The 22,349-nt window shown below is 70.9% G+C and carries 21 protein-coding genes; 1 reads left to right on the top strand and 20 read right to left on the bottom strand.

The window, feature by feature from the left end:
- Nucleotide 1: 1 nt before the first annotated feature.
- The 9 genes from ASF44_RS30130 to ASF44_RS30090 form a co-directional block, all read right to left on the bottom strand.
- The gene (locus ASF44_RS30130; RefSeq protein ID WP_082525136.1) at nt 2–1,576 is read right to left on the bottom strand and encodes an ABC transporter substrate-binding protein; all 1,575 of its coding nucleotides are present in this window, start codon (nt 1,574–1,576) and stop codon (nt 2–4) included.
- Nucleotides 1,577–1,591: 15 nt separating this feature from the next.
- On the bottom strand, nt 1,592–3,292 hold the full coding sequence (locus ASF44_RS30125) for an amidase (protein WP_056902921.1): 1,701 nt from the start codon (nt 3,290–3,292) through the stop codon (nt 1,592–1,594).
- A gap of 261 nt (nt 3,293–3,553) precedes the next feature.
- Complete coding sequence (locus ASF44_RS30120) at nt 3,554–4,417, bottom strand: oxaloacetate decarboxylase (RefSeq protein WP_056902920.1); 864 nt, start codon at nt 4,415–4,417, stop codon at nt 3,554–3,556.
- Between the two features lie 28 nt (nt 4,418–4,445).
- Nucleotides 4,446–5,054 carry a 3-isopropylmalate dehydratase small subunit gene (gene leuD / locus ASF44_RS30115; protein WP_056902919.1) on the bottom strand — a complete coding sequence of 203 codons (609 nt, stop codon included), beginning with the start codon at nt 5,052–5,054 and terminating at the stop codon, nt 4,446–4,448.
- Entirely contained in the window at nt 5,051–6,454 is a 1,404-nt protein-coding gene (leuC, locus tag ASF44_RS30110) for a 3-isopropylmalate dehydratase large subunit (RefSeq protein WP_056902918.1), read from the bottom strand. Before leuC ends, leuD begins: the two co-directional genes overlap by 4 nt.
- Before the next feature lie 11 nt (nt 6,455–6,465).
- Nucleotides 6,466–7,449, bottom strand: coding sequence for a tripartite tricarboxylate transporter substrate binding protein (locus ASF44_RS30105; protein ID WP_056902917.1), 984 nt, complete (start codon nt 7,447–7,449; stop codon nt 6,466–6,468).
- A 28-nt stretch (nt 7,450–7,477) separates the two neighbouring features.
- Nucleotides 7,478–8,494 carry a tripartite tricarboxylate transporter substrate binding protein gene (locus ASF44_RS30100; protein ID WP_056902916.1) on the bottom strand — a complete coding sequence of 339 codons (1,017 nt, stop codon included), beginning with the start codon at nt 8,492–8,494 and terminating at the stop codon, nt 7,478–7,480.
- 102 nt (nt 8,495–8,596) lie between these two features.
- Entirely contained in the window at nt 8,597–9,517 is a 921-nt protein-coding gene (locus ASF44_RS30095; RefSeq protein WP_056903080.1) for a hydroxymethylglutaryl-CoA lyase, read from the bottom strand.
- 13 nt (nt 9,518–9,530) lie between these two features.
- Nucleotides 9,531–10,727 (bottom strand): CaiB/BaiF CoA-transferase family protein, encoded by a 1,197-nt coding sequence (locus ASF44_RS30090; protein WP_056902915.1) that lies wholly within the window; start codon nt 10,725–10,727, stop codon nt 9,531–9,533.
- A gap of 158 nt (nt 10,728–10,885) precedes the next feature.
- Between ASF44_RS30090 and prpR the strand changes: the two genes are divergently transcribed.
- Nucleotides 10,886–12,832 (top strand): propionate catabolism operon regulatory protein PrpR, encoded by a 1,947-nt coding sequence (gene prpR / locus ASF44_RS30085; protein ID WP_056902914.1) that lies wholly within the window; start codon nt 10,886–10,888, stop codon nt 12,830–12,832.
- Between the two features lie 49 nt (nt 12,833–12,881).
- Here prpR and tolA read toward each other — a convergent pair whose 3' ends face one another.
- From tolA to ASF44_RS30030, 11 genes are read right to left on the bottom strand one after another with little or no spacing between them, the layout of a single operon-like run.
- Entirely contained in the window at nt 12,882–13,910 is a 1,029-nt protein-coding gene (gene tolA / locus ASF44_RS30080) for a cell envelope integrity protein TolA (RefSeq protein ID WP_056902913.1), read from the bottom strand.
- Between the two features lie 10 nt (nt 13,911–13,920).
- Nucleotides 13,921–14,343, bottom strand: coding sequence for a protein TolR (gene tolR, locus ASF44_RS30075; protein WP_056902912.1), 423 nt, complete (start codon nt 14,341–14,343; stop codon nt 13,921–13,923).
- Between the two features lies 1 nt (nt 14,344).
- Nucleotides 14,345–15,037, bottom strand: coding sequence for a protein TolQ (gene tolQ, locus ASF44_RS30070; RefSeq protein ID WP_056672648.1), 693 nt, complete (start codon nt 15,035–15,037; stop codon nt 14,345–14,347).
- Between the two features lie 34 nt (nt 15,038–15,071).
- Nucleotides 15,072–15,491, bottom strand: coding sequence for a tol-pal system-associated acyl-CoA thioesterase (gene ybgC / locus ASF44_RS30065; RefSeq protein WP_056902911.1), 420 nt, complete (start codon nt 15,489–15,491; stop codon nt 15,072–15,074).
- Nucleotides 15,488–16,672, bottom strand: a complete 1,185-nt coding sequence (locus ASF44_RS30060) for a pyridoxal phosphate-dependent aminotransferase (protein WP_056902910.1) — start codon at nt 16,670–16,672, stop codon at nt 15,488–15,490. Before ASF44_RS30060 ends, ybgC begins: the two co-directional genes overlap by 4 nt.
- A complete protein-coding gene (gene nusB, locus ASF44_RS30055; protein WP_056902909.1) occupies nt 16,669–17,211 on the bottom strand; it encodes a transcription antitermination factor NusB in 543 nt (180 codons plus the stop codon). Before nusB ends, ASF44_RS30060 begins: the two co-directional genes overlap by 4 nt.
- Nucleotides 17,208–17,687 carry a 6,7-dimethyl-8-ribityllumazine synthase gene (gene ribH, locus ASF44_RS30050; RefSeq protein ID WP_056902908.1) on the bottom strand — a complete coding sequence of 160 codons (480 nt, stop codon included), beginning with the start codon at nt 17,685–17,687 and terminating at the stop codon, nt 17,208–17,210. The genes nusB and ribH overlap by 4 nt, the downstream gene beginning before the upstream one ends.
- Nucleotides 17,684–18,820, bottom strand: coding sequence for a bifunctional 3,4-dihydroxy-2-butanone-4-phosphate synthase/GTP cyclohydrolase II (gene ribBA / locus ASF44_RS30045; protein ID WP_056902907.1), 1,137 nt, complete (start codon nt 18,818–18,820; stop codon nt 17,684–17,686). The genes ribH and ribBA overlap by 4 nt, the downstream gene beginning before the upstream one ends.
- Complete coding sequence (locus tag ASF44_RS30040; RefSeq protein ID WP_056902906.1) at nt 18,817–19,449, bottom strand: riboflavin synthase; 633 nt, start codon at nt 19,447–19,449, stop codon at nt 18,817–18,819. The genes ribBA and ASF44_RS30040 overlap by 4 nt, the downstream gene beginning before the upstream one ends.
- A 46-nt stretch (nt 19,450–19,495) precedes the next feature.
- Nucleotides 19,496–20,593: a bifunctional diaminohydroxyphosphoribosylaminopyrimidine deaminase/5-amino-6-(5-phosphoribosylamino)uracil reductase RibD gene (gene ribD, locus ASF44_RS30035; protein WP_056903079.1), complete on the bottom strand. Its 1,098-nt coding sequence runs from the start codon at nt 20,591–20,593 to the stop codon at nt 19,496–19,498.
- Nucleotides 20,594–20,630: 37 nt separating this feature from the next.
- The gene (locus ASF44_RS30030) at nt 20,631–22,343 is read right to left on the bottom strand and encodes a pilus assembly protein (RefSeq protein ID WP_162243888.1); all 1,713 of its coding nucleotides are present in this window, start codon (nt 22,341–22,343) and stop codon (nt 20,631–20,633) included.
- Nucleotides 22,344–22,349: the final 6 nt, after the last annotated feature.

Raw genomic sequence — 22,349 nt, 5'->3', positions numbered from 1 at the left:
CTCAGGCGCTCTTCAGCGTGACGCCGTTGGAGACCTGCACCGTGAACATCGAGTTCTGCGCCAGCCCCTCGACCGCGTCGGAATAGGCCAGGAACAGGCGGTCCGCGAACAGCGGGATCACCGGCAGGTCCGTCATGGTCTTGCGCAGGATGGCCGCATAGGCCGCCTTGCGCTTGGCGGCGTCCAGCTCGCTGGTGACGCTGCCCAGCAGGTCTTCCACGCCCTCGTAGCGCGCGGTGTTCAGGCCCGGCGGGAACGACTTCTTCGCGTACAGCGTCACCAGCGGGGCGCCCGGGTCCGGCGGGCCCACCACCGCGGTGATGCAGCTCTGCACGGTGCCGGCCGCGCGCGCCTGGCCGTAGGCGCCGCGCTCGAGCACGCGCACCGTGCCCTGGATGCCCACCTGCGTCAGGTCGTTGGCGATCGGCACCACGAACTTGTCGTAGGGGTTCAGGCCCGGCGTGGTGATCTCCAACTTCATGTTGGAGACGCCGGCTTCCTTCAGCAGCGCGCGGGCGCGGTCGGGGTCGTAGGCGTAGGCCGGCACGTCCGTCGTGTTCTCGGGGAAGGCGCTGGTCAGCACCGTGCCGGCTTCGTACTTGGTGCTGCGGAAGAAGCCCTCGATCAGCGCCTTGCGGTTGATCGCGTGGTAGATGGCGCGGCGCACGCGTACATCGTCCAGCGGCTTGATCGCGGTGTTGAGAACCAGGTTGACGGTGTTGCTGGCGGCGCGGTCGACCACCTTCACGCCGGCGGTGCGGCGCAGGCGCTCGATCACCTCGGGCTGCTGCAGCGCGAAGAAGATGTCGATCTCGCGCTTCTCCAGCGCGATGGCGGCCACGGCCTCGTCGCGGATCACGCGCAGCACGATCTCGTCGACCTTGGGCGCACCGTCGAAGTACTCGGGGTTGGCGGACAGGCGCACCTCGCTGCCCGCCACCCAGCGGTTGAACACGAACGGGCCGGTGCCGACCGGGTTCATCGTGTACTTCTCGGCCAGCTCGGTCACCGCCTTGCGCGACACGATCCACCCCTGGTTGAACGCGGTGACCTTGTGCAGGAACTCGGCATTGGGCGCGGCCAGCGTGAAGCGCACGGTGGTGGCGTCCGGCGTCTCGATGGACTGGATCACGTCGGCGATCTGGCCGCGGTAGGCGCTGCCGGTGGCCGGGTTGATCACGCGCTCGAACGAGAACTTCACGTCGTCCGAGCTGAACGCGCCGTAGTTCTTGTGCCACTTCACGTTGCTGCGCAGCTTGAAGGTGTAGACCTTGGCGTCGGGCGACACGGTCCAGCTGGCGGCCAGGTCGGGCACGATGTTGTTGGTCGCCGGGTCGTACTTGACCAGGCCGTTGTAGACGTTGGTCGCGACCGACTGGTTCTCGATCTGGAAGATCTTGGCCGGGTCCAGGCCGGAGATGTCGGCACCGATGCGGATGCGCAGCTGCCTGGCCGCCGTCTGCGCGGCCGCGCTGCCGGCCCAGCCGCCGGCCGCCGACACCGCGCCGATGGCGCCGAGCAGGGCGAGCACATGACGACGGCCTGCGTCGTCGGGTTGTTCGAGTCGTCGCGACATGGGGGCGCTTTCTTTCTAGGTTGGAAAGTCCGCAGCCTCTGGGCGCTGCGGTGGGACGGGGGATGCGGTGGGCGGGCCGGCCAGCGGCGCGCGGTGTTTGTCGGTGACACGCTGCAGGCTGCTGCCGAAGCCGGCCACCGCGGGCACCTGCTGCTGCAGGCGGTGCAGGTGTTCCGGCGCCAGCCGGGCCAGGCCATGGCGCGCGGCGAAGGCCGCCACCTCGTCCAGGGCGGGCGCGCCGGGCGGCAATGGATCGGCGACCGGGGCCACCAGGGCCACCGGGGCCGGCGGATGCGGCTGGGGTTCCGGCAGCCGGGTGTGCCAGCCGGTGGCCCGCTCGTAGGCGATGGCCAGGCGCAGGATGTCGGCCTCGCGGTGCTGGCGGCCGACGATCTGCCAGTGCAGGGGCAGGCCCGTCTCCGAATACCCAGTGCACTGCACCAGTGCGGGCGAGGCCGACAGGTTGAACGGTGTCAGCAGCGTCTCCACCGTGAAGGCCGTCATCGCCGGCTCCACGCCCAGCAAGGGCGGCAGGTGCAGGGAGCCGAAGGTCACCAGTGCGTCGTAGCCGTCCAGCAGCGCGCGGATCTGCTCGCCGATCTCGGCGCGCCGCCGCTGCGCAGCGAGGTAGTCGACCGCGCGGACGAGCGAGCCGGCCAGCAGCTTGTCGCGCAGCGCGAAGCCCATCTGCGCGGCTTGGGTCCGCAACTCCGTCTCGTGGATGGCGGCCGATTCGACCGGGCCGATCAGCCGGGTCACGGCGAAGCATTCCGCGGCCGCCACGGGCAGCCGCACGGCGGTGCAGTGCGCGCCAAGCGCCTCGATGGTGCGCAGCGCCGCGTCGAAGCCGGTGGCCAGCGCGGCGTCGGCCTGCGGAAAGCCCGGCCCCGGATCGCGCAGCACGGCGATCCGCATGCCGCGCAGGCCCTGCGCCGCCAGGCCCGCGGCGAATGGCTCGGCCGCGCCCGCATCGGGCAGCGTCAGTGCCGCGAACAGCGTGGCCGCGTCGTGCGCGGTGCGCGTGAAGCTGCCGGGGATGTCCAGCGAATGGCAGTTCGGCAGGATGCCCGCGAGGCTGAAGCGCCCGGGTGTGGGGATCAGGCCCACCACGCCGGTGGCCGACGCGGGCAGCCGCACCGAGCCCGTGGTGTCCGAGCCGAGCGCGAACAGCGCGGTGCCCGCGGCCACCGAGGTGCCGCAGCCGGAGCTCGATCCGCCCGTGAAGCGTGCCGTGTCCCAGGGGTTGCGCGCCGGCGGGTACGGCAGGTCGAAGTACTCGCCGCCGTTGCCGGTGCCGAACTCCCAGGTGTTGAGCTGGCCCAGGCAGACCGCGCCCAGCGCGCGCAGCTGCGCGACCAGTGCCGCATCGGCATCGGGCACGCGTGCGCTGCGCAGCCGCGAGCCGGCGTTCGACGGCATGCCGGCCACGTCGTACGTGGCCTTCACCGCGAACGGGATGCCGCCGAACAGCCCGCGTTCAGCCGCGGGCCGGCCGTCCAGCGCCTGTGCGTGCCGGCGTGCCTCGTCGGCGGCGAGATGGATGTAGGAATGGATGCAGGGTTCGACCGCGGCGGCGCGGGCGATGCAGGCTTCGACCAGTTGCGACGCGGTGAGCGCGCCGCTGCGCAGAGCGGCCAGCGCCTCGCCGATCGAGAGCGACCACAGCGGAGCGGAAGGAAGATCCCTGGATGGCCCCACGTGGTATCCCTTGGTCATGTGCGTCGAACAGCAACTGGCGTGAACTGCATGGCGCAGGACACAGCGCAAGTGCCATGCCAGCTTCACACGCGGGGTGTAGGCCGCTGTTGCCTGGCGCGCGAGCGCCTGGAAAGCCTGTGTGGACTCGCTATGCCGCTCCGGTTTTTGTAGCTTGCGGCGCTTGCGCGGGCGCGGAGGTGCGGCCGGCTGTTTCCATGCGACGTGCGCTGCTGTCGCATGCAACGCCCGTGCGACGCAGGGGCACGCGCCTGCGGGGGCTCAGCGCGCCCAGCGCCGCTCGAACGCCCAGACCTCCTCGAAGCCGATGCGCTCGCAGAAGTCCTGGAAGCCGAACAGCGGCTGGCCCGGGGCGTCGCCGTTGCCGGTGTCCTTCAGCGTGCGCAGTGCCTGCTCCATGGCCGCGGCGGCCGACAGGCTGGTCAGCGCCGGGTAGATGCCGAAGGCGTAGCCGATCTCGGCCAGCGTCTGCGCCGGCAGCATGGGCGTCTTGCCGCCGTTGGAGAGGTTGGCCATCATCGGCAGGTCGAAGGCCTCGCAGGCGCGGCGCATCTCCTCCTCGGATTGCGGCGCCTCGAAGAACAGCACGTCGGCACCTGCGCGCGCGTAGGCTTCGAGCCGGCGCAGCGCGGCATCCACACCATCGCCTGCGCGCGCGTCGGTGCGCGCGATGATGAGGAAGTTCTTCTTGTCCTCGCGCGCCTCGGCCGCCACCTGGATCTTCTGCACCATGTCCTCGGTCGGGATGCAGCGCTTGAAGGGCGTGTGTCCGCACTTCTTGGGGAATTCCTGGTCTTCCAGCTGGATGGCGGTGACGCCGGCCGCCTCGTAGCCGCGCACGGTGTGGTGCACGTTGAGCAGGCCGCCGTAGCCGGTGTCGGCATCCGCGATCACGGCCGCCTTGCTGGTGCGCACCAGCGTGCGCATGCGGTCCACCATCTCGGTGTAGGTGGCGATGCCGGCGTCCGGCAAGCCCAGGCTGGAGGCCGTGAGCCAGTAGCCCGAGCCGTAGACGATGTCGAAGCCGACCTTGTCGGCCACCACGGCGGCGATCATGTCCTGCACGCCGGGAACGGTGAAGTAGTTGCCGGCGTCGAGCTTCTGGCGAAGGATGGGGTTGGCCATTCGGGTGTCCGTTGGTTCAGTGGATGGATCAGGACTGCGGCAGCAGCCAGGGGGTGTCGCATGCCACGCGGGCTTCGTGGGCGCGCAGCGCGTCGTCCAGCCGCAGCGTGCGCGCGATGTCGTCCTCGGCCGAGGTGAGCTGCTCGGCGTGGCCGGGCGCCAGCGCAAAGGGCAGCGCCTGGCCGTCGGGCAGGTGCAAGGTCAGGTCGGCCAGCGTCAGCGACAACTGCGCGGCGGTGCCGGCCGCGGCCAGGCTCTCCAGCAGGCGGGCATGCACCTGCGGCGACACGGTGGCGGCGACCACGTCGTTCTTGGCGCAGTTGTTGCGGAAGATGTCGCCGAACGACAGCGCGACGATGGCCTCGACGCCGTAGTCGGCCAGCGCCCAGACCGCGTGCTCGCGCGAGGAGCCGCAGCCGAAGTTGCGCGTGGCGACCAGCACCCGCACGGGCCGCCCGGCGGCGACGAAGGCCACCTCCGGATGGCCCGCGCGCACCCAGTCGGCGAACAGGCAGCGGCCCAGGCCGGTGCGCGTGGTCACTTTCAGGAACTCGGCGGGCAGCAGCGCGTCGGTGTCGATGTCGTCGCGCAGCAGGACGGCGGTGGGGCCGGCGACGGCGTGGACGGCCTTCTTCATGGCTGCACCTCCCGCGGGTCGGTCAGCCGCCCGCGCAGCGCCGATGCCACGACGGCCGCCGGGCTCATCAGGTGGGTGCGGCCACCCGGGCCCTGGCGGTTCTCGAAGTTGCGGTTGGAGGTGGAGGCGCAGCGCTGCCCCGGCGCCAGGTTGTCGCCGTTCATGCCCACGCACATGGAGCAGCCGGAGGCGCGCCACTCGAAGCCGGCGTCGACGAAGCGCTGGGCCAGGCCTTCGTCCTCGGCCTGGCGCTTGACGCTGCTCGAACCGGGCACGACCAGGCCGCGCACCCCGGCCGCGATGCGGCGGCCCTGCAGCACGGCGGCGGCCGCGCGCAGGTCTTCGATGCGCCCGTTGGTGCACGAGCCGATGAAGGCCACGTCCACGGGAATGCTGGCGATCGCCTGGCCCGGCACCAGGCCCATGTAGGCGAGGGCGCCGGCCAGCCGCGTGCGCTCGGCCGCGTCGGCCACGCTGGACGGGTCGGCCACGTGGCCGTCGAAGCCCGCGCTGTCGGCGGGCGTGGTGCCCCAGGTCACGCGCGGGCCGATGGCGCCGGCGTCCACCTGCACCGTGCGTGCATGCCCGCCGCCGGCGGCATGGGCTGCCGCCAGCCAGGCTTGGGCGGCGGTGTCGAAGTGCTGTCGCGCGGGCCCCTGTACGCGGGTGCGCAGGTAGTCGATGGTGGTCGCGTCCGGGGCCACCATGCCGAAGCGCGAACCGGCCTCGATCGTCATGTTGCACAGGGTCATGCGGCCTTCCATGGACAGCGCACGCACGGCCGCGCCGGTGTACTCGATGGCCTGGCCGACACCGCCGCTGGTGCCGATGCGGTGGATGATGGCCAGCGCCAGGTCCTTGGCACAGACGCCGGCGGGCAGCGCCCCGTCCACGCGGATGCCCAGCGTGCCGGGCTTGCGCAGCCACAGGGACTGGGTGCTCATCACATGCTCGGCCTCCGAGGTGCCGATGCCCCAGGCGATGGCGCCGAAGGCGCCCAGCGTGGCGGTGTGCGAGTCGCCGCAGACCACGGTGCTGCCCGGCAGCACCTGGCCGAGCTCGGGCGCCACCACGTGCACGATGCCCTGGCGTGGGTCGTCCAGGTCCAGCAGCGGCACGCCGAACTGCCGCGCGTTGCTGCGCAGCAATGCGATCTGCGCGGCGCTCTCGGCGTTGGGGATGGCCTGCAGGCGGTCCGGCGTGGTGGGCACGTTGTGGTCCTGCACCGCCAGGTGGCGTTGTGCCGAGCGCAGCGGGCGGCCGGCCGCGGCCAGGCCGGCGAAGGCCTGCGGGCTGGACACCTCGTGCACGAGGTGGCGGTCGATGTAGACCAGGTCTTCGCCGGCGTCGTTGCGGGCCACCACGTGGGCGGCCCAGATCGCATCGAACAAGGTGGGCATGGGGGTTCCGGTCACTCGATCTTGATCTGCGCGCCCTGGACCACGGCGCGGTTCTTCTCGAGGTCGGCGGCGATCTGCTGGCCGAACGCCTCGGGCGTGCCGGGTGTGGGGATGACACCCATGGTCTGCAGCCGGTCGCGCGTGTCGGGCGCACGCAGCACGGCCTGCAGGGCCTGGTTGAGCCGGTCGATGACGGGCCGCGGCGTGCGGGCCGGTGCCATCAGGCCGACCCAGGAGTCGAACACGAAGTCCTTCACGCCGGACTCGATCAGCGTGGGCACGTCGGGCATGGAGGGCACGCGCGCCGCGCTGGAGACGGCGATGGCGCGCAGCTGCTGGTTCTTCACGAACGGCAGCGCGCCGGCCACTGCGGTGTAGAGCATGGGCAGCGTGCCGCCGACGACATCGCCCATGGCCTGGCCACCGCCCTTGTAGGGAATGTGCGTCAGCGCAATGCCGGTGCGCTGCTTGAGCAGCTCGCCGGCCAGGTGCGGCGTGCTGCCGGTGCCCGCGCTGCCGTACGACAGGCCGCCCGGCTGCGCCTTGGCGTAGGCCACGAGCTCGGCGAAGGTGCGCACCGGCAGCTTGGGGTTGACGACGATGATCAGCACGGCGTCGCCGATCTTGCCGACCGGGGCGAAGTCCTTGACCGTGTCGAAGGGCACGCGCTGCAGGTGGGGGTTGATGACCAGCGTGCCGTCGTAGCCCAGCACGATGTTGTAGCCGTCGGGCTCGGCCTGCGCCACCTGCTGCGTGCCGATGTTGCCGGAGGCGCCGGGCTTGTTGTCGACGATGACCTGCTGGCCCAGTTGCTGGCCGAGCTTCTCGGCCACCACGCGCGCGGCGGTGTCCGAGACGCCGCCCGGGGAGAAGGGCACCACCAGCCGGATCGGCTTGGCGGGATAGCCCTGGGCCTGGGCCAGGCGCAGGGCCGGGCCCTGGGTCAGCAGTGCGGCGCCGGCGATGCCGGCAGCCAGGGCGGTGCGTCGTTGCATGGGATGTCTCCTCCTTGGGGGTGTTCGTTCATTCGGGCTGGATGCCGCCGCGCTGGGCGACCTGCGCCCACTTGGCGAGTTCGCTGTCCAGGAAGCGGCGGAACTCGTCCGGCGGGCTCAGCACGACGGCCGCGCCCTGGTCCTGGATCTGCTTGGCCACGGCGGGCTCGGCCGTGACCTTGCGCAGGTCGCGGATGATCTGCTCGACGATGGCAGGCGGCATGCCGGCGGGGCCGAACAGGCCATACCAGCTGAACGACTCCACGCCTTGCAGCCCTGCCTCCCTGGGCGTCATGGCGTCCGGGAACAGCGGCAGGCGCTGGTCGGCGACCGTGGCCACCACGCGCAGCGTGCCGGCGTTCACGTGCGGCAACGCGGTCAGCACGCTGGTCACGCCCAGCGGCAGGTGGCCGCCGATCACGTCCACCATGATGGGCGCGCCACCCTTGTACGGCACGCCCGTGAGCTTGAGGTTGCCGGCCTGGCGCAGCATCTCGCCGGTCAGGCGCGTCTGCCCTTCCGAGTAGCCGTAGGCCACTTCTTCCTTGCGCGCGGCGGCCAGCACGCCTGGCAGGTCCTTGTAGGGCCCCTTGGTGGACGCGACCACCACCATCGGCGAGCGGGCCAGCACGGTGATCGGCGTGAAGGCCTTGGCCGTGTCGTAGGGAATGGACTTCATCAGCACCGGGTTGATGGCGTGCGAGCCGACCACCAGCAGCAGCGTCGAGCCGTCGGGCGCGGCCTTGGCCACGTGGTGGGTGCCGATCACGCCGTTGGCGCCCGGACGGTTGTCGACCACCACGGACTGGCCCCACAGCTCGCTGAGGCGCTGGGCCACCATGCGGCCGACGATGTCGGTGCCGCCGCCGGGCGAGTAGGGGATGACCAGCGTGACGAGCTTGGCGGGGTAGGCCGCCTGGGCCTGCGCCGGTCCGGCCAGCGGCCAGGCCAGCGATGCGGCCAGGGCGGACAGCACGGCGCGGCGCTGGCGAACGGGGCTGGGCGGCGCTGGCCGGGCGGTGCGGGGCTGCGATGGGGGTTGCATAGGTCTCCGGTCGTTGTTGTCGAGAGGGGGCGGTCGCGCGTGCCGGCCACGCCGTTCGCGCGCAGCGGCAGTGCGCCGGTGCGGCCGGTGCGCGCGCAGGCTTCAGGACGTGCTGGCGAGCGCCTTGTCGCGCTGCCTGCGCAGCCAGGTGATGGCGCGCCCGCCCAGCGGCCGTTGCAGCTGGTCCTGGGCGAAGTCGATGGCTTCCAGCAGCCCGGGCAGCGAGATGCCGGTGGCAAAGCCGCTCTGCTCGGCCATCAGCACCAGGTCTTCCGTGGCGACGTTGCCGGCCGCTCCGGGGGCGAAGGGACATCCGCCGATGCCGCCGGCACTGGCGTCGAAGCGGCGCACGCCCGCCTGCAGCGCGGCCCAGGCATTGGCCACGCCCATGCCGCGCGTGTCGTGGAAGTGCACGGCCAGCCGTTCGATGGGTACCGTGCCGGCGAGCGCGCCCAGGCGCTGGCGCACCTGGCCCGGCGCGGCCGAGCCGATGGTGTCGGCCACCACGATCTCGCCGGCGCCGGCCTCCAGCATGCGTGCGCAGCTGGCCTGCACGGCCGTCAGCGCGGTCGGGCCCTCGAAGGGGCAGTCGAAGGCCACCGCCACGTAGGCCCGCGTGCGCAGGCCCAGGCGCCGGGCCTCGGCCAGCGTCTGCGCGCTGACCTCGGTGGCCTGCTCCAGCCCCATGTTGATGTTCTTGCGGTTCATGGTCTCGGTGGCCGAGAGCACGACCGCGATCTCCTGCGCTCCGGCCGCGTGCGCACGCTCCAGGCCCTTGAGGTTGGGCACCAGCACCGACGTGCGCAACTGCGGCAATGCCGCGTGCAGGCGCGGCACCAGGTCGCCGGCGTCCGCCATCTGCGGCACGGCCTTGGGCGAGACGAAGCTCGTGGCTTCCACGCTCTGCACGCCGGCCGCCGCCAGCAGGCGGATCAGCTGGAGCTTGGCGTCGGTCGACACCGGCACCTGCTGGTTCTGCAGGCCGTCGCGCGGCGCCACGTCGGTGATGTGGATCCGTTCCATCGTGCGCTCCACCTCAGGCCACCACGCCGGCGCTCTTGAGCGCGGCCAGCTTGTCGTGCGGATAGCCCAGCAGCTGCGTGAGCACCGCGTCGGTGTCTTCGCCCAGAGCCGGCGGGCAGGTGTAGGTGCTGGCCCGCGCGTTGGACAGCTTGACCGGGTTGCCGGGCATGCGCACGGTCTCGCCGGTCTTGAGCTGCACCGGCACCACCATGTCGCGCGCCTGCACCTGGCTGTCGGCCAGGGCCTGCGCGAAGTTGTTGACGGGTCCGCACGGGATGCGCGCCGCGCGCAGGCGCTCCAGCCAGTGCGCGGTGCCGTGCTGGCGGAAGGCGTCGGCGATCAGGGCGTCGATCTGCGCCTTGGCGGCGAAGCGCACGGGCTGCTTGCGGTAGGCCGGGTCGCGCAGCGCGGGCAGGTCGATGAACTCGACGAAGCGCTCGAAGAACGGGTCGCCGATGCAGGCCACGATGACGTGGCCGTCGGCCGTGGGGTAGCTGTTGTAGGGCACGTGCACGAAGTGCCCGTTGCCGATGCCGCCCGGCACGTGGCCGGACAGCAGGTGCATGGTGGCCATGTAGTTCAGCAGCGAGATCTGCGCGTCCAGCATGGAGACGTCGACATGCTGGCCGACGCCGCTGCGCTCGCGTTCGGCCAGGGCCGCCAGCACCCCGATGGCGCCGAAGATGCCGCCGCCCAAATCGCCGATCGGAATGCCGCTGCGCGTGGGGCCGCTTTCCGGCGTGCCGGTGATCGACATGCCGCCGCCCATGGCCTGCACGACCTGGTCGAATGCGGGCCGCTGGGTTTCGGGCCCGGTCTCGCCGAAGCCGGTCACCGAGCAGGTGATGATGCGCGGGTTGACCTGGGCCAGGTCGGCGTGGGCGATGCCCAGCCGCGCGGGAACGCCCACGCTGAAGTTGTCGAACACCACGTCGGCATGCCGCACCAGGTCCATGAAGACGGCCTTGCCCGCGGGGCTCTTCAGGTCGACGCAGACGCTTTGCTTGTTGCGGTTGAGCGTCAGGTAGTAGGCACCCATGCCGTCGCGCGCGTAGTCCGGGTCGTGCTCCAGCAGGCGGCGCGTGCCTTCGCCGGTGCCGGGGGGCTCGACCTTGATGGTCCGGGCGCCGAGATCGGCCAGCAGCATGGTGCCGTAGGGGCCGGACAGCATGTGGGTGAGGTCAAGGACGGTGATGTGCTCAAGTGCCAAGGGGCTGTCTCCTGGTTGTCGGTACCAGCCCGATTGCAGCTTGCATGCCAAGCGTCCAAACCCGGCGAGGGCGTTGATTCGATTGAAGATTTACCGGTGGGCCGGGCTGCTCCATGTTGCATGCGACTGTCGTGCAACGTCCGTGCGACACTGGTGCGATGCCATCGAACGTCGCCCCCGCCGCCCTGCAGCCGTTCAAGCCGCGGCTGTGCTTCATGAGCTACCGGCACATCAGGCAGTTCGCCATGCCCGTGATCGCCGAGTACCACGACCGGGCCGACATCGAGCTGGTCGACGGCGTGTTCACCGACGCGCTGATGCTGGCGCGCGAACGCCTGGCCCGAGGGCAGGTGGATGCCTTCGTCAGCGCTGGCTCCAACGCCAGCGTGTTGCGCAAGGGGCTGCAGGCGCCCGTGGCCACGATCCAGCTGACCGGCTTCGACCTGCTGCAGGCCCTGATCCGGGCCCGGCGCATCGCCGACCGGGTGGGCATCGTGATGTACGGCCAGACCATCCCGGAGCTGGACGCGGTCAAGGGGCTGCTGAACGTGGAGGTGCAGCAGTACGCCTACCACACGCCGGCCGACGCGCGCGAGCGCTTCGAACAACTGCGCCGCGAGGGCTACCGCGTCATCATCGGTTCCAGCCTGGTGGTGGAACTGGCCGAGGAGTGCGGGCTGGCGGGACTGTTGGCGTATTCGCTGGCCTCGGTGCGCCGCGGCATCGATGACGCGATCGAACTGGCGCGGGTGGCGCGCCTGGAGGCCAGCCGCTACGAACTGCTGCACGGCGTGCTGGACAACCTGCAGGAGGCCGTGCTGGCCGTCGACGGGTTGCACCGCATCACGGCGGTCAATCCACCCATGCAGGCGCTGCTGGGCCTGCCGGCCGAAGGCCTGCTCGGCCGCGCGCTGGAGCAGGTGGAGCCCGAGCTGTCGCTGCAGGCCACGCTGCAACGCGGCGTGGCCGAGCGCGGCGCGGTGCTGCGCTTCGGGCAGCGCGACTGGATCGCCCACCGCACGCCGATCCGCGAGCAGGGCAGCCCTGTGGGCGCCGCGCTGATGCTGTACGACGCCCGCGACATCGAGGCGGCCGACACCAGCCTGCGCCTGCAGCAGCGCAGGCGCCAGGCCACGGCGCGCCATGACTTCGGTGGCCTGGTGGGCGAGGCGCCTGCCTTCCAGCGCGCCGTGCAGGCGGCGCGGCGCTTCGCGCGCACCGACCTGACGGTGCTGTTGACGGGCGAGAGCGGCACCGGCAAGGAGTTGTTTGCCCAGGCCATCCACAACGAGAGCGCGCGCGCGGCCCGTCCATTCATCGCGGTGAACTGCGCGTCGTTCCCGGAATCGCTGCTCGAAAGCGAACTGTTCGGATACGAGGAGGGCGCCTTCACCGGCGCGCGCCGTGGCGGCAAGCGCGGCCTGGTCGAGGCGGCGCACACCGGCACCTTGTTCCTCGACGAGATCGGCGACATGCCGATGGCGCTGCAGAGCCGCCTGTTGCGCGTGCTGCAGGAGCGCGAGGTGACGCGGCTCGGGGGCAGCAGCGCCATCCCGGTGGACCTGCGCGTCATCGCCGCCACCCACCAGCCCCTGGCCGAACGCGTCGCGCAGCGGCAGTTCCGCGAAGACCTGTTCTACCGGCTGAACACGCTGCGGCTGCCGCTGCCACCGCTGCGCGAGCGGCGCGAAGACATTGCGGCGCTGGCGGTGCAGATGGTGCAGCGGGGCCTGGGCCGTCTTGGCGTGCGGCGCGACGCGGGCGCCATGCTGGGGCCTGTGCTGCCCGCCCTGTACAGCTACGACTGGCCGGGCAACGTGCGCGAACTGCAGAACATCTGCGAGCGGCTGGCGGTGTTCTTCAGCGCGGTGGACCGGCCGCCCGAGGCGGACTGCAGCGAACTGCGTGCCGAATGCCCCGAGCTGTTCGCGGGCGCGCGCGGCGTGCTGGCGCCGGCGTTGCCGGCCGCGACGCAGGCCGAGCGCGTGGCCGAGGCCATGAGGAACGCAGGGCAGAACCGCCTGGAAGCCGCGCGGCTGCTCGGCGTGAGCCGGTCGACGCTATGGCGCTGGCTGCGCGAGCAGAAGGCCCCGCCCACCGCCTGAGCGGCGTGGGCGCCGCAGCCGGCTGCCGCCCCGTCGAAGCGACACGCCCTCAGTTGTCCTTGGGGCGGAAGCTGATGGTCATCAGCGAAGGCACGCGGCCGTCGGTGTCGCGCGGCATGGTCTCGGTCTTGTCGATGGCGCGCAGCACGGCGTCGTCCCAGGCCTTGTTGCCGCTGGACTTGACCAGGCGCTTGCCGACGATGGTGCCGTCCGGTGCGCTGCGCACCTCGACCTCGGCGCTCGGGTTGCCCTGCACGCTGTCGGGGAACACGATGTTGGGCCGCACGCGTGCGGCCACCCGCGCGCCGTAGCTGGCCGACGGGCCGCTGGACTGCAGCGCGCTGCCCGTGGCGGTGGGCCCGCCGCTGGCGCCGGCCATGCCCTGCATGCGGCGGATGTTCTCCTGGCGGCGGGCTTCGGCGGCCTTCTCGTCGGCCGCCTTGGCGGCGGCCTGCTGTTGTTGCTGCTGTTGCTTGCGCTTGGCTTCGGCGGCCTCGGCGGCCTTGCGTTCCTCGGCATCGGCCTTCTTCTGCGCTTCCGCCTTCTTCTGGGCTTCGAGCTTCTTTTGGGCCTCGGCCTTCTGCTGGGCTTCGCGCTTGGCTTCGGCCAGGTCTTCCTGGCGTTGCTTCTCGGCGGCGGCCTTCTTCTGTTGCTCGCGCCGCTCGGCCAGGTCGCGCTCGCGCTCCTTGCGTTCGCGTTCCTGCTTCTCGCGTTCGAGCGCGATCTGCGCGTCGCGCACGCTGGTGTCCGGTGGCGGTGCCACCTTGGGCGGCGCCGGTGGTGTCGGCGGCGGCTCCACCTTGGGTTCGGGCTTCGGTGGCTCGGGCCTGGGTGGCTGGGGTTCAGGCTGCACGGCCGGCGGCTCGACCGCACGTGGCGCTGCCTGCTGGCGCACGGACGACCAGATCTCGGCCTCGACGGCCGGGGTTTCCTGCGACTTCCAGTTCACGCCCCAGGTCAGTGCGGCGATCAACAGCGCATGCGCCACCAGCGCCAGGCCGATGGAGCGCAGCAGGCCGCCCTGTTGCGGTGGCGCGAGGCTGGACGGGTCCAGTGCAGCGTGGGTCAACGTGGCCATCTGCCCGCGCCTACTGCCCGCCGAGTTGCACCGACAGGCCCACGCGCGCGACGCCGGCGCGCTGCAGCGCGTCCATGGCCTTCACCACCGTCTCGTACTTCACGTTGCGGTCGGCGCTGATCACCACGGGTGCGTTCGTGTCCTCGCCCTGGGCGCGCTTGACGGCGGCCGCCAGCTCGCGCTGGGAGACCTGCTGGGTGCTGTCGCCGCCCTTGACCTCCAGCCGCTCGTCCTTGCCGATCACGACCTGGATGATCTTGTCGGGCTGGCGGCCGGCCTTGCCGACGCTGGGCAGGTCGATCAGGCTGGGCGTGACCATGGGGGCGGTGACCATGAAGATGATCAGCAGCACCAGCATCACGTCGATGAAGGGCACCATGTTGATCTCGTTCATGGTGCGGCGGCCGCGGCCCCGGGAGATCGTTCCGGGCATGTCAGTGCCCGGATGGCGATTGCGTCGCCACGTTGCGCTGCAGGATGTTGCAGAACTCTTCGATGAAGGTCTCCAGCCGGATCGCCGTGCGGTCGATGTCGCGTGCGAAGCGGTTGTAGGCCACCACGGCCGGGATCGCGGCGAACAGGCCGATGGCCGTGGCCACCAGCGCTTCGGCGATGCCGGGCGCCACGGTGGCCAGCGTCACCTGCTGCATGCTGGCCAGGCCCGTGAAGGCGTGCATGATGCCCCAGACCGTGCCGAACAGGCCGACATAGGGCGAGACCGATCCGACCGATGCCATGAACGAGAGGTTGGTCTCGATCACGTCCATCTCGCGCTGGAAGCTGGCGCGCATGGCGCGGCGTGCGCCGTCCATCAGCGTGCCGGCGTCGGTGATGCGGCGCTCGCGCAGCTTCTGGTACTCGCGCATGCCGCTGGCGAAGATGCGTTCCATGGGGCCGGCGCTCTTGGCGTTCTGCGTGGCGGCCGCATGCAGCTCGTTGAGGTTGCTGCCGGACCAGAAGTCGCGCTCGAACTCCTCGTTGAGCGCGTGCACCTTCTTGAGAGCGAACAGCTTGCGGAAGATCGCCGCCCAGCTGGCGATGGAAACGCAGACCAGCAGCGCCATCACGAACTGGACGACGAAGCTGGCATTGAGCACCAGGTGCAGGATGGACATGTCCTGGTTCATCGGGAACTCCGGACGGACGGGCGCAGGATAGGCTTCATGTTTGTTCTAGTACGTTCAAGACCGAGGGCGGAATTCTCGCAGGGCGCAGGGTGTCGGCCTGCACCCAGCCGATGCGGATGCTTCCCTCGCAAAGAACAGGCCCGCCGGGTGCCGGCCCTGCCAGGACCTGCTGGGCCAGTAGGAGCGAGGCAGCGCCAAAACGTTCCACGCGCACGGTGACCAGAAGTTCATCGTCCAGCCGCGCAGGCTGCAGGTAGCGCACCTGCGTGTCGCTGACCACGAACATGCCGCCGGTCTGGTCCTTCAAAGCGCGCTGGCCGATGCCGCGTGCGCGCAGCCATTCGGTGCGTGCACGTTCGAAGAACTTCAGGTAGTTCACGTAGAACACGATGCCGCCGGCATCGGTGTCTTCCCAGTACACGCGCACGGGGAAGTGGAAAGCGGCGGTGGTCATGCGAGCAACGCGCGCAGGCGTGCCACGGCTTCCTGCAGGTGGGCCATGGAGCTGGCCGTGGAGAAGCGGATGAAGCGGCCGGTGTCGGCCTGGCCGAAGTCGCGGCCCGGTGTCACGGCGAGGTGGGCCTGGCGCATCAGCGCGAAGGTGAGGTCCCAGCTGCCGTCGACGCCCAGGCGCTCGCAGGCCTGCGAGCAATCGGCCCAGGCGTAGAAGGCGCCGTCGGGCATGACCGGCACCTTCAGGCCCAGCGCATCGAGGGCCGGCACGAAGTAGTCGCGCCGCGCGCGGAACTCCGCACGGCGTTGCTCGTACAGCGCGAGGCTTTCGGCCTCGAAGCAGGCCAGCGCGGCGTGCTGGGCCACGGTGCTGGCGCAGATGAACAGGTTCTGCGCCATGCGCTCGACCACCGGCACCAGCGCGTCCGGCACCACCAGCCAGCCCAGCCGCCAGCCTGTCATGTTGAAGTACTTGGAGAAGCTGTTGATGCTGACCACGTCCTCGCCCAGCGCCAGCGCGCTGCGGCCGAAGGCCGGGTCGTAGGACAGGCCCAGGTAGATCTCGTCGATGAGCGTGATGCCGCCGCGCTGCACCACCTGGGCGTGGATGCGGGACAGTTCGTCGGGTGCGATGGACGTGCCGGTGGGGTTGGACGGCGAGGCCAGCAGCACGCCGCGCGTCTGCGCGTTCCAGGCCGCGGCCACCTTGTCGGCGCTGAGCTGGAAGCGCTCGGCGGCCGTCGTCGGGAGCAGCACGGCGCGGCCTTCGGCGGCGCTCACGAAATGCCGGTTGCAGGGGTAGCTGGGGTCCGGCATCAGGATCTCGTCGCCGGCTTCGACCAGCGCCAGGCAGGCCAGCTGCAGCGCGGCCGAGGCCCCGGCCGTCACCACGATGCGGCGCGCCGGCACCTGCACGCCCAGGCGCTCGGCATACCAGGCGCTGATGCGCTCGCGCAGTTCGGGCAGGCCGGTGGCCTGGGTGTACTGCGTGCGGCCATCGCGCACCGCGCGTGCGGCGGCTTCCTGCACCAGCGGCGGTGCCGTGAAGTCGGGCTCGCCGATGTTGAGGAACACCATGGGCTGCGAACCGCCGGCCACCTCGCGTGCGAGCGCGGCGGCCTCCTTGGCCACCTCCATCACGTAGAAGGGTTCGATGGCCTGGGCCCGGCGCGAGATCCTCATGCGGCCGGCTTCTTCCTGCCGCGGTCGGCCTCGACCTCGGTGGCGCGCAGCGTGGGGGCCAGGCTGTTCAGGATGCCGTTGACGTACTTGTGGCCATCGGTGCCGCCGAATTCCTTGGCCAGCTCGATGGCTTCGTTCAGCACCACGCGCCAGGGCACGTCGGGGCAATGCCGCATTTCGTAGATGCCGATCCACAGGACGGCGCGCTCGATGGGCGAGATGCGCTCCATGCTGCGGTCCAGCAGCGGCTCCATCAGTGCGTCCTGCTCGGCGGCTTCGCGGATGCAGCCGTGCAGCAGCGCGTCGTAGTGCACGGCGTCGGCCTTGTGGAAGCCCGACAGGTCGCGCGTGAACAGGTCGATCGCCGTGGGGTCGTTGCCGCCGACCTGGTATTGGTAGAGCGCCTGCAGCGCGAACTCCCGCGCGCGGCTGCGCGGATTCTTGGCCGCGGCCTTGCGCGCCCCGGTGGCAGTGCGGCCGGTGCGGGTCTGGTGGCCTTGCGCGCCTTCGGGGCGGCTGTCGTCTTGGGGTTCGGTCATGGGCGCAGTTGTTCGAGCAGGCGTGCCATCTCGACCGCCACGCGGGCCGCGTCGCGGCCCTTGTCGGTCTGGCGGGCCACGGCCTGCTCCATGTTTTCGGTGGTCAGGATCGCGTTGGCGATGGGGATGCGGTGGTCCAGTGCGATGCGGCTCACGCTGGCGCCCGATTCGTTGGCCACCAGTTCGAAGTGGTAGGTCTCGCCGCGCACGATGCAGCCCAGCGCGACCAGGGCGTCGTAGCGGCGCGAGGCGGCCATGGCCTGCAGCGCGGTGGGCACCTCCAGCGCACCGGGCACGGTTTCGTGGCGCACCTGCTCGGGTGCGACGCCCAGGGCGGCCAGTTCCTGCTTGCAGGCGTTGGCCAATGCGTCGGTGATGTCGGCGTTGAAGCGGGCCTGCACGATGCCGATGGACAGGCCACGGCCGTCCAGGCGGGGATCGTTGCCGGCGAGTTCACCCTGGTTGGCGCCTTTCATGCTTGTTCCTTGTCTTGGCCGGGCGTCAGGTAGCCCGTGCTTTCCAGGCCGTAGCCGGTCATGCTGGGCATGCGGCGCGGGTTGCCCATGAGGCGCATGCGGTGCACGCCGCAGTCGCGCAGGATCTGCGCGCCCACGCCGTAGGTGCGCAGGTCCATGCGGCCGCGTTCGGGTGCCTGTGCGGCGCGGGCCGTGCCCTCGAATTGGGACAGCAGGTCGGCCGCGCTCTCGCCGCAGTTGAGCAGCACGGCCACGCCAGCGCCCTCGCGCGCGATGTGCTCCAGGCTGGACGGCAGCGTCCAGGAGTGCATGGAGCGGTCGACTTCCAGCAGGTCGAGTGCGGACAGCGGCTCGTGCACGCGCACGGCCACGCTGGTGTCGGGGCTCCAGCTGCCCTTGACCAGGGCCAGGTGCACGCTGGCGCTGGGCTTGTCCTGGTAGGCATGGGCCGTGAACGGGCCATAGGCGGTCTGGATCTCGCGGCTGCCCACGCGCTCGACGAGCGACTCGGTGCGGCTGCGGTACTCGATCAGGTCGGCGATGGTGCCGATCTTCAGGCCATGCTGCGCGGCGAACAGCTGCAGGTCTGGCAGCCGGGCCATGGTGCCGTCCTCGTTCATGACCTCGCAGATGACCGAGGCCGGGCTGCAGCCGGCCATCACGGAGAGATCGCAACCCGCCTCGGTGTGGCCGGCGCGCATGAGCACGCCGCCGTCCACGGCCTGCAGCGGGAAGATGTGGCCGGGCTGCACCAGGTCTTCGGCGCGCGCGTTCGGGGCCACGGCGGCCTGCACGGTGCGGGCACGGTCGGCGGCCGAGATGCCGGTCGTGACGCCCTCGGCAGCTTCGATGGAGACGGTGAAGGCGGTGGAGTGCTTGGCGCCGTTGCGCGCCACCATCGGCGGCAGACGCAGGCGCTCGCAGAGTTCACGCGACAGGGTCAGGCAGATCAGGCCGCGCGCATGCCGGGCCATGAAGTTGATGGCCTCGGGCGTCACATGGTCGGCGGCCAGCACCAGGTCGCCTTCGTTCTCGCGGTCTTCCTCGTCCACGAGGATGACCATGCGGCCGGCGCGCAGCTCGGCCACGATGTCCTGCACAGGCGAAATCGGCGCGGGGAAAGGGGATGTCATGCGTTGTTGTCCTTGCCCAGCCGCAGCATGCGTTCCACATAGCGGGCGATGGTGTCGATTTCCAGGTTCACGGGCGAGCCCTGGCGCAGGTCGCCCAGGGTGGTGTTCTCGACCGTGTGGGGAATGAGGTTGATGCGGATGATGCAGCCACCCTCCACGTCTTCCACGGCATTGACCGTCAGGCTGACGCCTTGCACCGTGACCGAGCCCTTGTACGCCATGTAGCGCGCCAGTTCGGTGGGCGCCAGGATGTCCAGCGTCCAGCTTTCGCCGACCTGCTCGAAGCGCTGCACGTGGCCCAGGCCGTCGACATGGCCCGAGACGATGTGGCCGCCGAGCCGGTCGTGCGCGCGCAATGCCTTCTCGAGGTTGACGCGGCCGGTTTCGGCCAGTCCCGCGGTGCGGGCCAGCGATTCGGCCGAGACGTCGACGGTGAAGCGCAGCGCGGGCGCGTCCAGCGTCGTGACCGTCATGCAGGCGCCGTTGAGGGCGATGCTGTCGCCCAGGCCCACGTCGTCGAGGTAGTCGGCGGGCGTCTCGATGACGAGCCGCTTGCCGTAGCTGGAGGAGCTGCCGAGGTCGTGGACGGCGGCGATGCGCCCCACGCCGGTGATGATTCCCGTGAACATAGCCGCGCATTTTCGCAGGCTTTGCGCCTGCGACGGGCGCGCGGGGTCAGAAGTGCTCGCGGCCAGGGATGCGGGCGAGGATGCGGAGGTCGGGGCCTACGTGTTCCACGCTGGTCCATTCCAGGGCCTGCGCCTCGACCAGGTCGGCCAGCGGCCCCAGGCGCGCCATGCCCATGCCTTGGCCGATCAGCTTCGGCGCGAGGTAGACCAGCAGTTCGTCCACCAGGCCTTCGCGCAGCAGCGAGCCGTTGAGCTGCGTGCCGGCTTCGACATGGACTTCGTTGACCTCGCGCATGGCCAGGTCGCGCAGCAGGTCGGCCAGGTCGACCTTGGCGGCCGTCTGCGGCGTCTTGCCCGGCAGGCAGATGACCGTGGCACCGCGTGCGCGCAGCGCGTCGGCCTTGGCCGCATCGTCGCTGGCGGTGTAGATCAACAGCTGCCGCCGGGGGGCGAACAGCCGGGCAGACAACGGCAACTGCAGACGGCTGTCGACCAGAACCAGGTGCGGCTGGCGCGTGCTGGGCACCAGACGCACGTCGAGCAGCGGATCGTCCTGCAGCACGGTGCCGATGCCGGTCAGCACGGCGCAGGCACGGGCACGCCAGGCGTGGCCGTCGGTGCGGGCAGGCGTGTCGGTGATCCACTGGCTGCGGCCGTCGTCCAGCGCGGTGCGGCCATCGAGCGAGGCCGCGATCTTCATGCGCACCCAGGGCTGGCCGCGCAGCATGCGGCTGAAAAAGCCGATGTTCAGCGCGCGCGCGGCGTCGGCGCCAGGCCCGCATTCGACTGCGATGCCGGCGGCGGCCAGCCGGGCCAGGCCCTGGCCGGCCACCTTGGGATTGGGGTCTTCGCAGGCTGCGACCACCCGGGCGACGCCGGCAGCGATCAGCGCATCGCAGCAGGGGCCGGTGCGGCCGTGGTGGGCGCACGGCTCCAGCGTGACCCAGGCGGTGGCACCCGCCAACGAATGGCCCTGGGCATGCGCGTCGCGCAAGGCCATGATTTCCGCGTGCGGACCGCCCGCCTGCTGCGTGAAGCCGCGGCCCAGCACACGGCCCTGGGCGTCGCTGAGCACGCAGCCGACGCGCGGATTGGGATTGGACAGAGTCAGCGCCTGTTCGGCCAGCGCCAGTGCCTCGGGCATGAAATCGGGGATCACGCGCCGGATTGTCGGGGATCGTTCAAGGCTGTTCGCGCCAGCCGGCACGCGCGCCCACGGTGGTGCCGGTGCGCAGCGTCAACTGCGTGCCGTTGGCAAAGCGCAACCAGGCTTCGCCGGGCCGACGCACCAGCAGCGCGGGTCCGTCCGCTGCGTCCGACATGGCGAATGGCTGAGGTTGCAGCGTGGTGTCGGTCAGCACGAATGGCGTCTGGGCCGGGGCCAGTCCTGTCAACATGTTCAGGACCGACAACCAGGCGCGCCCGGCGGTGCGCGGCTGCTGTGCGCCCCCGGCCGGCACGACGCTGCGCACGAGGAGCTTGTAACCTTCGAATGCCTGGGGGTTGTGCAGAACGCGTTGGCCGGCATGCGGCAGGTCGACCCACCAGCCACGTTGCTGCGCGCGGTCGGTCTGCGCCATGCTGCGGATGGTGTGGTAGTCGGTGCCCTGCACGGCAGTGGCTTCACCATATGCCAGCGCCACCAAGGTGTCGGGGCGGCGGCAACCTGCTTCGTCGGGCTGCAGTGGGTCGGACGGACCGCGGTCGTGCAAGCCGTACAGCGATTGCGTGTCGGTCATGGGGCCATCCTGGTTTTGCAGATGGCGACCGGTGCCAAGCACCAGCATCCATCCGCCCGACGGGTGCGGCAGCGCGTACGGCGCCGTGGTGATGGGCTGGCGACGGCCCTGCGCGTCGCAGGCGCTGAAGATCCGGTTTGCACGCCAGCTGCTTTCGGCCCCGCCCAGGTCGAAGCGCCATAGCTGTCCCCGCAGATCGCCCGCGTAGGCCAGGTCCACGCGGCCATCGCCATCGGTGTCGAGCAGCCGTGGCATGGCCAGGCCGTTGTTTCCTGCATCGATGCACGGTGCACCTGCCATGCAGGGCGACAGGCGCAGCAGTTCGCGGGATCGGTCGAGGTATTGCACGAGCAGGACCGGCCGCCCTGCACCGCTGAAATAGCCGTTGCCGATCACCAGCGCCCAACGGCCGTTGGCCATTTGCACGACATGGCGGGCGCGGTTGGTGTCTGCGTCATCGAGCACGGCAGGGGCGTGCAGTTGGCCGATGTCGGCATCGGCGCCATCGGTCGTGTCTGCCACGACGAGGTCAGCCGCGCGTGCCGAGGCGAAGCGGTCGGGTGCACTCACGTCCAGCACCACGAAACCGCGTCCACCTGCGCCGAGCCCGGCGATCAGCAGGCTGCGCAGCTCGCCCTGCGGTCCGACCGGCGCCTCGCCGCCGAACACAGGGCCATCGACGGATACGGAGCCGGCGCCGGCCCGGCCTTGTAACCGGCGCGGCGCGTAGGCCAACTGTTCGCTGCCGTCATCAGCGGCAAAGCCGTGCAGCAGGCCGTCGCTGGCGCCTGCGTAGACCATGGCCCTGCGCGGGGCTGCGCCGGCCCGTCCCGCCAGGAACCACAGGTTCGCATTGCGCACTGCGCCCAATGGGAGTGCGCCGTATTGGTCTGCCAATGCATTCCATCCGGCGCTGTTGCGCTCCGCGCCGGCACTGACCAAGGTGCGTGAGGTAGGCGACATGCCCTGCAGTTGGGCCGCAGCGCTCCAGCGTGGATGCGTTGCTGCAGGGCTGTCCAGTGCCTGTACATCCCCTGTGCCGGTCGAGGCGTCATACCACCCGACGAACACCTGCCGGCCCTGGGCCGCGCTTCCCGAGGCGGCTGCGACGGCGCTGGCCGTGGGTTCGGCGGCTGCCGTGGCGGCCAGCGCCATGAGGAA

This window comes from Pseudorhodoferax sp. Leaf274 (genome assembly GCF_001422445.1).
Classification (GTDB): Bacteria; Pseudomonadota; Gammaproteobacteria; order Burkholderiales; family Burkholderiaceae_C; genus Pseudorhodoferax.
This window is presented reverse-complemented; position numbering and strand designations above follow the sequence as displayed.

Coding starts and splice junctions, on each gene's coding strand:
- ASF44_RS30120 (WP_056902920.1), bottom strand. CDS start 4,417: ATGGCCAACCCCATCCTTCGCCAGAAGCTCGACGCCGGCAACTACTTC.
- ribD (WP_056903079.1), bottom strand. CDS start 20,593: ATGCCCGAGGCACTGGCGCTGGCCGAACAGGCGCTGACTCTGTCCAAT.
- ASF44_RS30105 (WP_056902917.1), bottom strand. CDS start 7,449: ATGCAACGACGCACCGCCCTGGCTGCCGGCATCGCCGGCGCCGCACTG.
- leuD (WP_056902919.1), bottom strand. CDS start 5,054: ATGAAGAAGGCCGTCCACGCCGTCGCCGGCCCCACCGCCGTCCTGCTG.
- tolQ (WP_056672648.1), bottom strand. CDS start 15,037: ATGAACCAGGACATGTCCATCCTGCACCTGGTGCTCAATGCCAGCTTC.
- ybgC (WP_056902911.1), bottom strand. CDS start 15,491: ATGACCACCGCCGCTTTCCACTTCCCCGTGCGCGTGTACTGGGAAGAC.
- ribBA (WP_056902907.1), bottom strand. CDS start 18,820: ATGACATCCCCTTTCCCCGCGCCGATTTCGCCTGTGCAGGACATCGTG.
- ASF44_RS30130 (WP_082525136.1), bottom strand. CDS start 1,576: ATGTCGCGACGACTCGAACAACCCGACGACGCAGGCCGTCGTCATGTG.
- ASF44_RS30100 (WP_056902916.1), bottom strand. CDS start 8,494: ATGCAACCCCCATCGCAGCCCCGCACCGCCCGGCCAGCGCCGCCCAGC.
- tolA (WP_056902913.1), bottom strand. CDS start 13,910: ATGGCCACGTTGACCCACGCTGCACTGGACCCGTCCAGCCTCGCGCCA.
- ASF44_RS30030 (WP_162243888.1), bottom strand. CDS start 22,343: ATGGCGCTGGCCGCCACGGCAGCCGCCGAACCCACGGCCAGCGCCGTC.
- leuC (WP_056902918.1), bottom strand. CDS start 6,454: ATGCCCACCTTGTTCGATGCGATCTGGGCCGCCCACGTGGTGGCCCGC.
- prpR (WP_056902914.1), top strand. CDS start 10,886: ATGCCATCGAACGTCGCCCCCGCCGCCCTGCAGCCGTTCAAGCCGCGG.
- tolR (WP_056902912.1), bottom strand. CDS start 14,343: ATGCCCGGAACGATCTCCCGGGGCCGCGGCCGCCGCACCATGAACGAG.
- nusB (WP_056902909.1), bottom strand. CDS start 17,211: ATGACCGAACCCCAAGACGACAGCCGCCCCGAAGGCGCGCAAGGCCAC.
- ASF44_RS30095 (WP_056903080.1), bottom strand. CDS start 9,517: ATGGAACGGATCCACATCACCGACGTGGCGCCGCGCGACGGCCTGCAG.
- ASF44_RS30125 (WP_056902921.1), bottom strand. CDS start 3,292: ATGACCAAGGGATACCACGTGGGGCCATCCAGGGATCTTCCTTCCGCT.
- ASF44_RS30060 (WP_056902910.1), bottom strand. CDS start 16,672: ATGAGGATCTCGCGCCGGGCCCAGGCCATCGAACCCTTCTACGTGATG.
- ribH (WP_056902908.1), bottom strand. CDS start 17,687: ATGAAAGGCGCCAACCAGGGTGAACTCGCCGGCAACGATCCCCGCCTG.
- ASF44_RS30040 (WP_056902906.1), bottom strand. CDS start 19,449: ATGTTCACGGGAATCATCACCGGCGTGGGGCGCATCGCCGCCGTCCAC.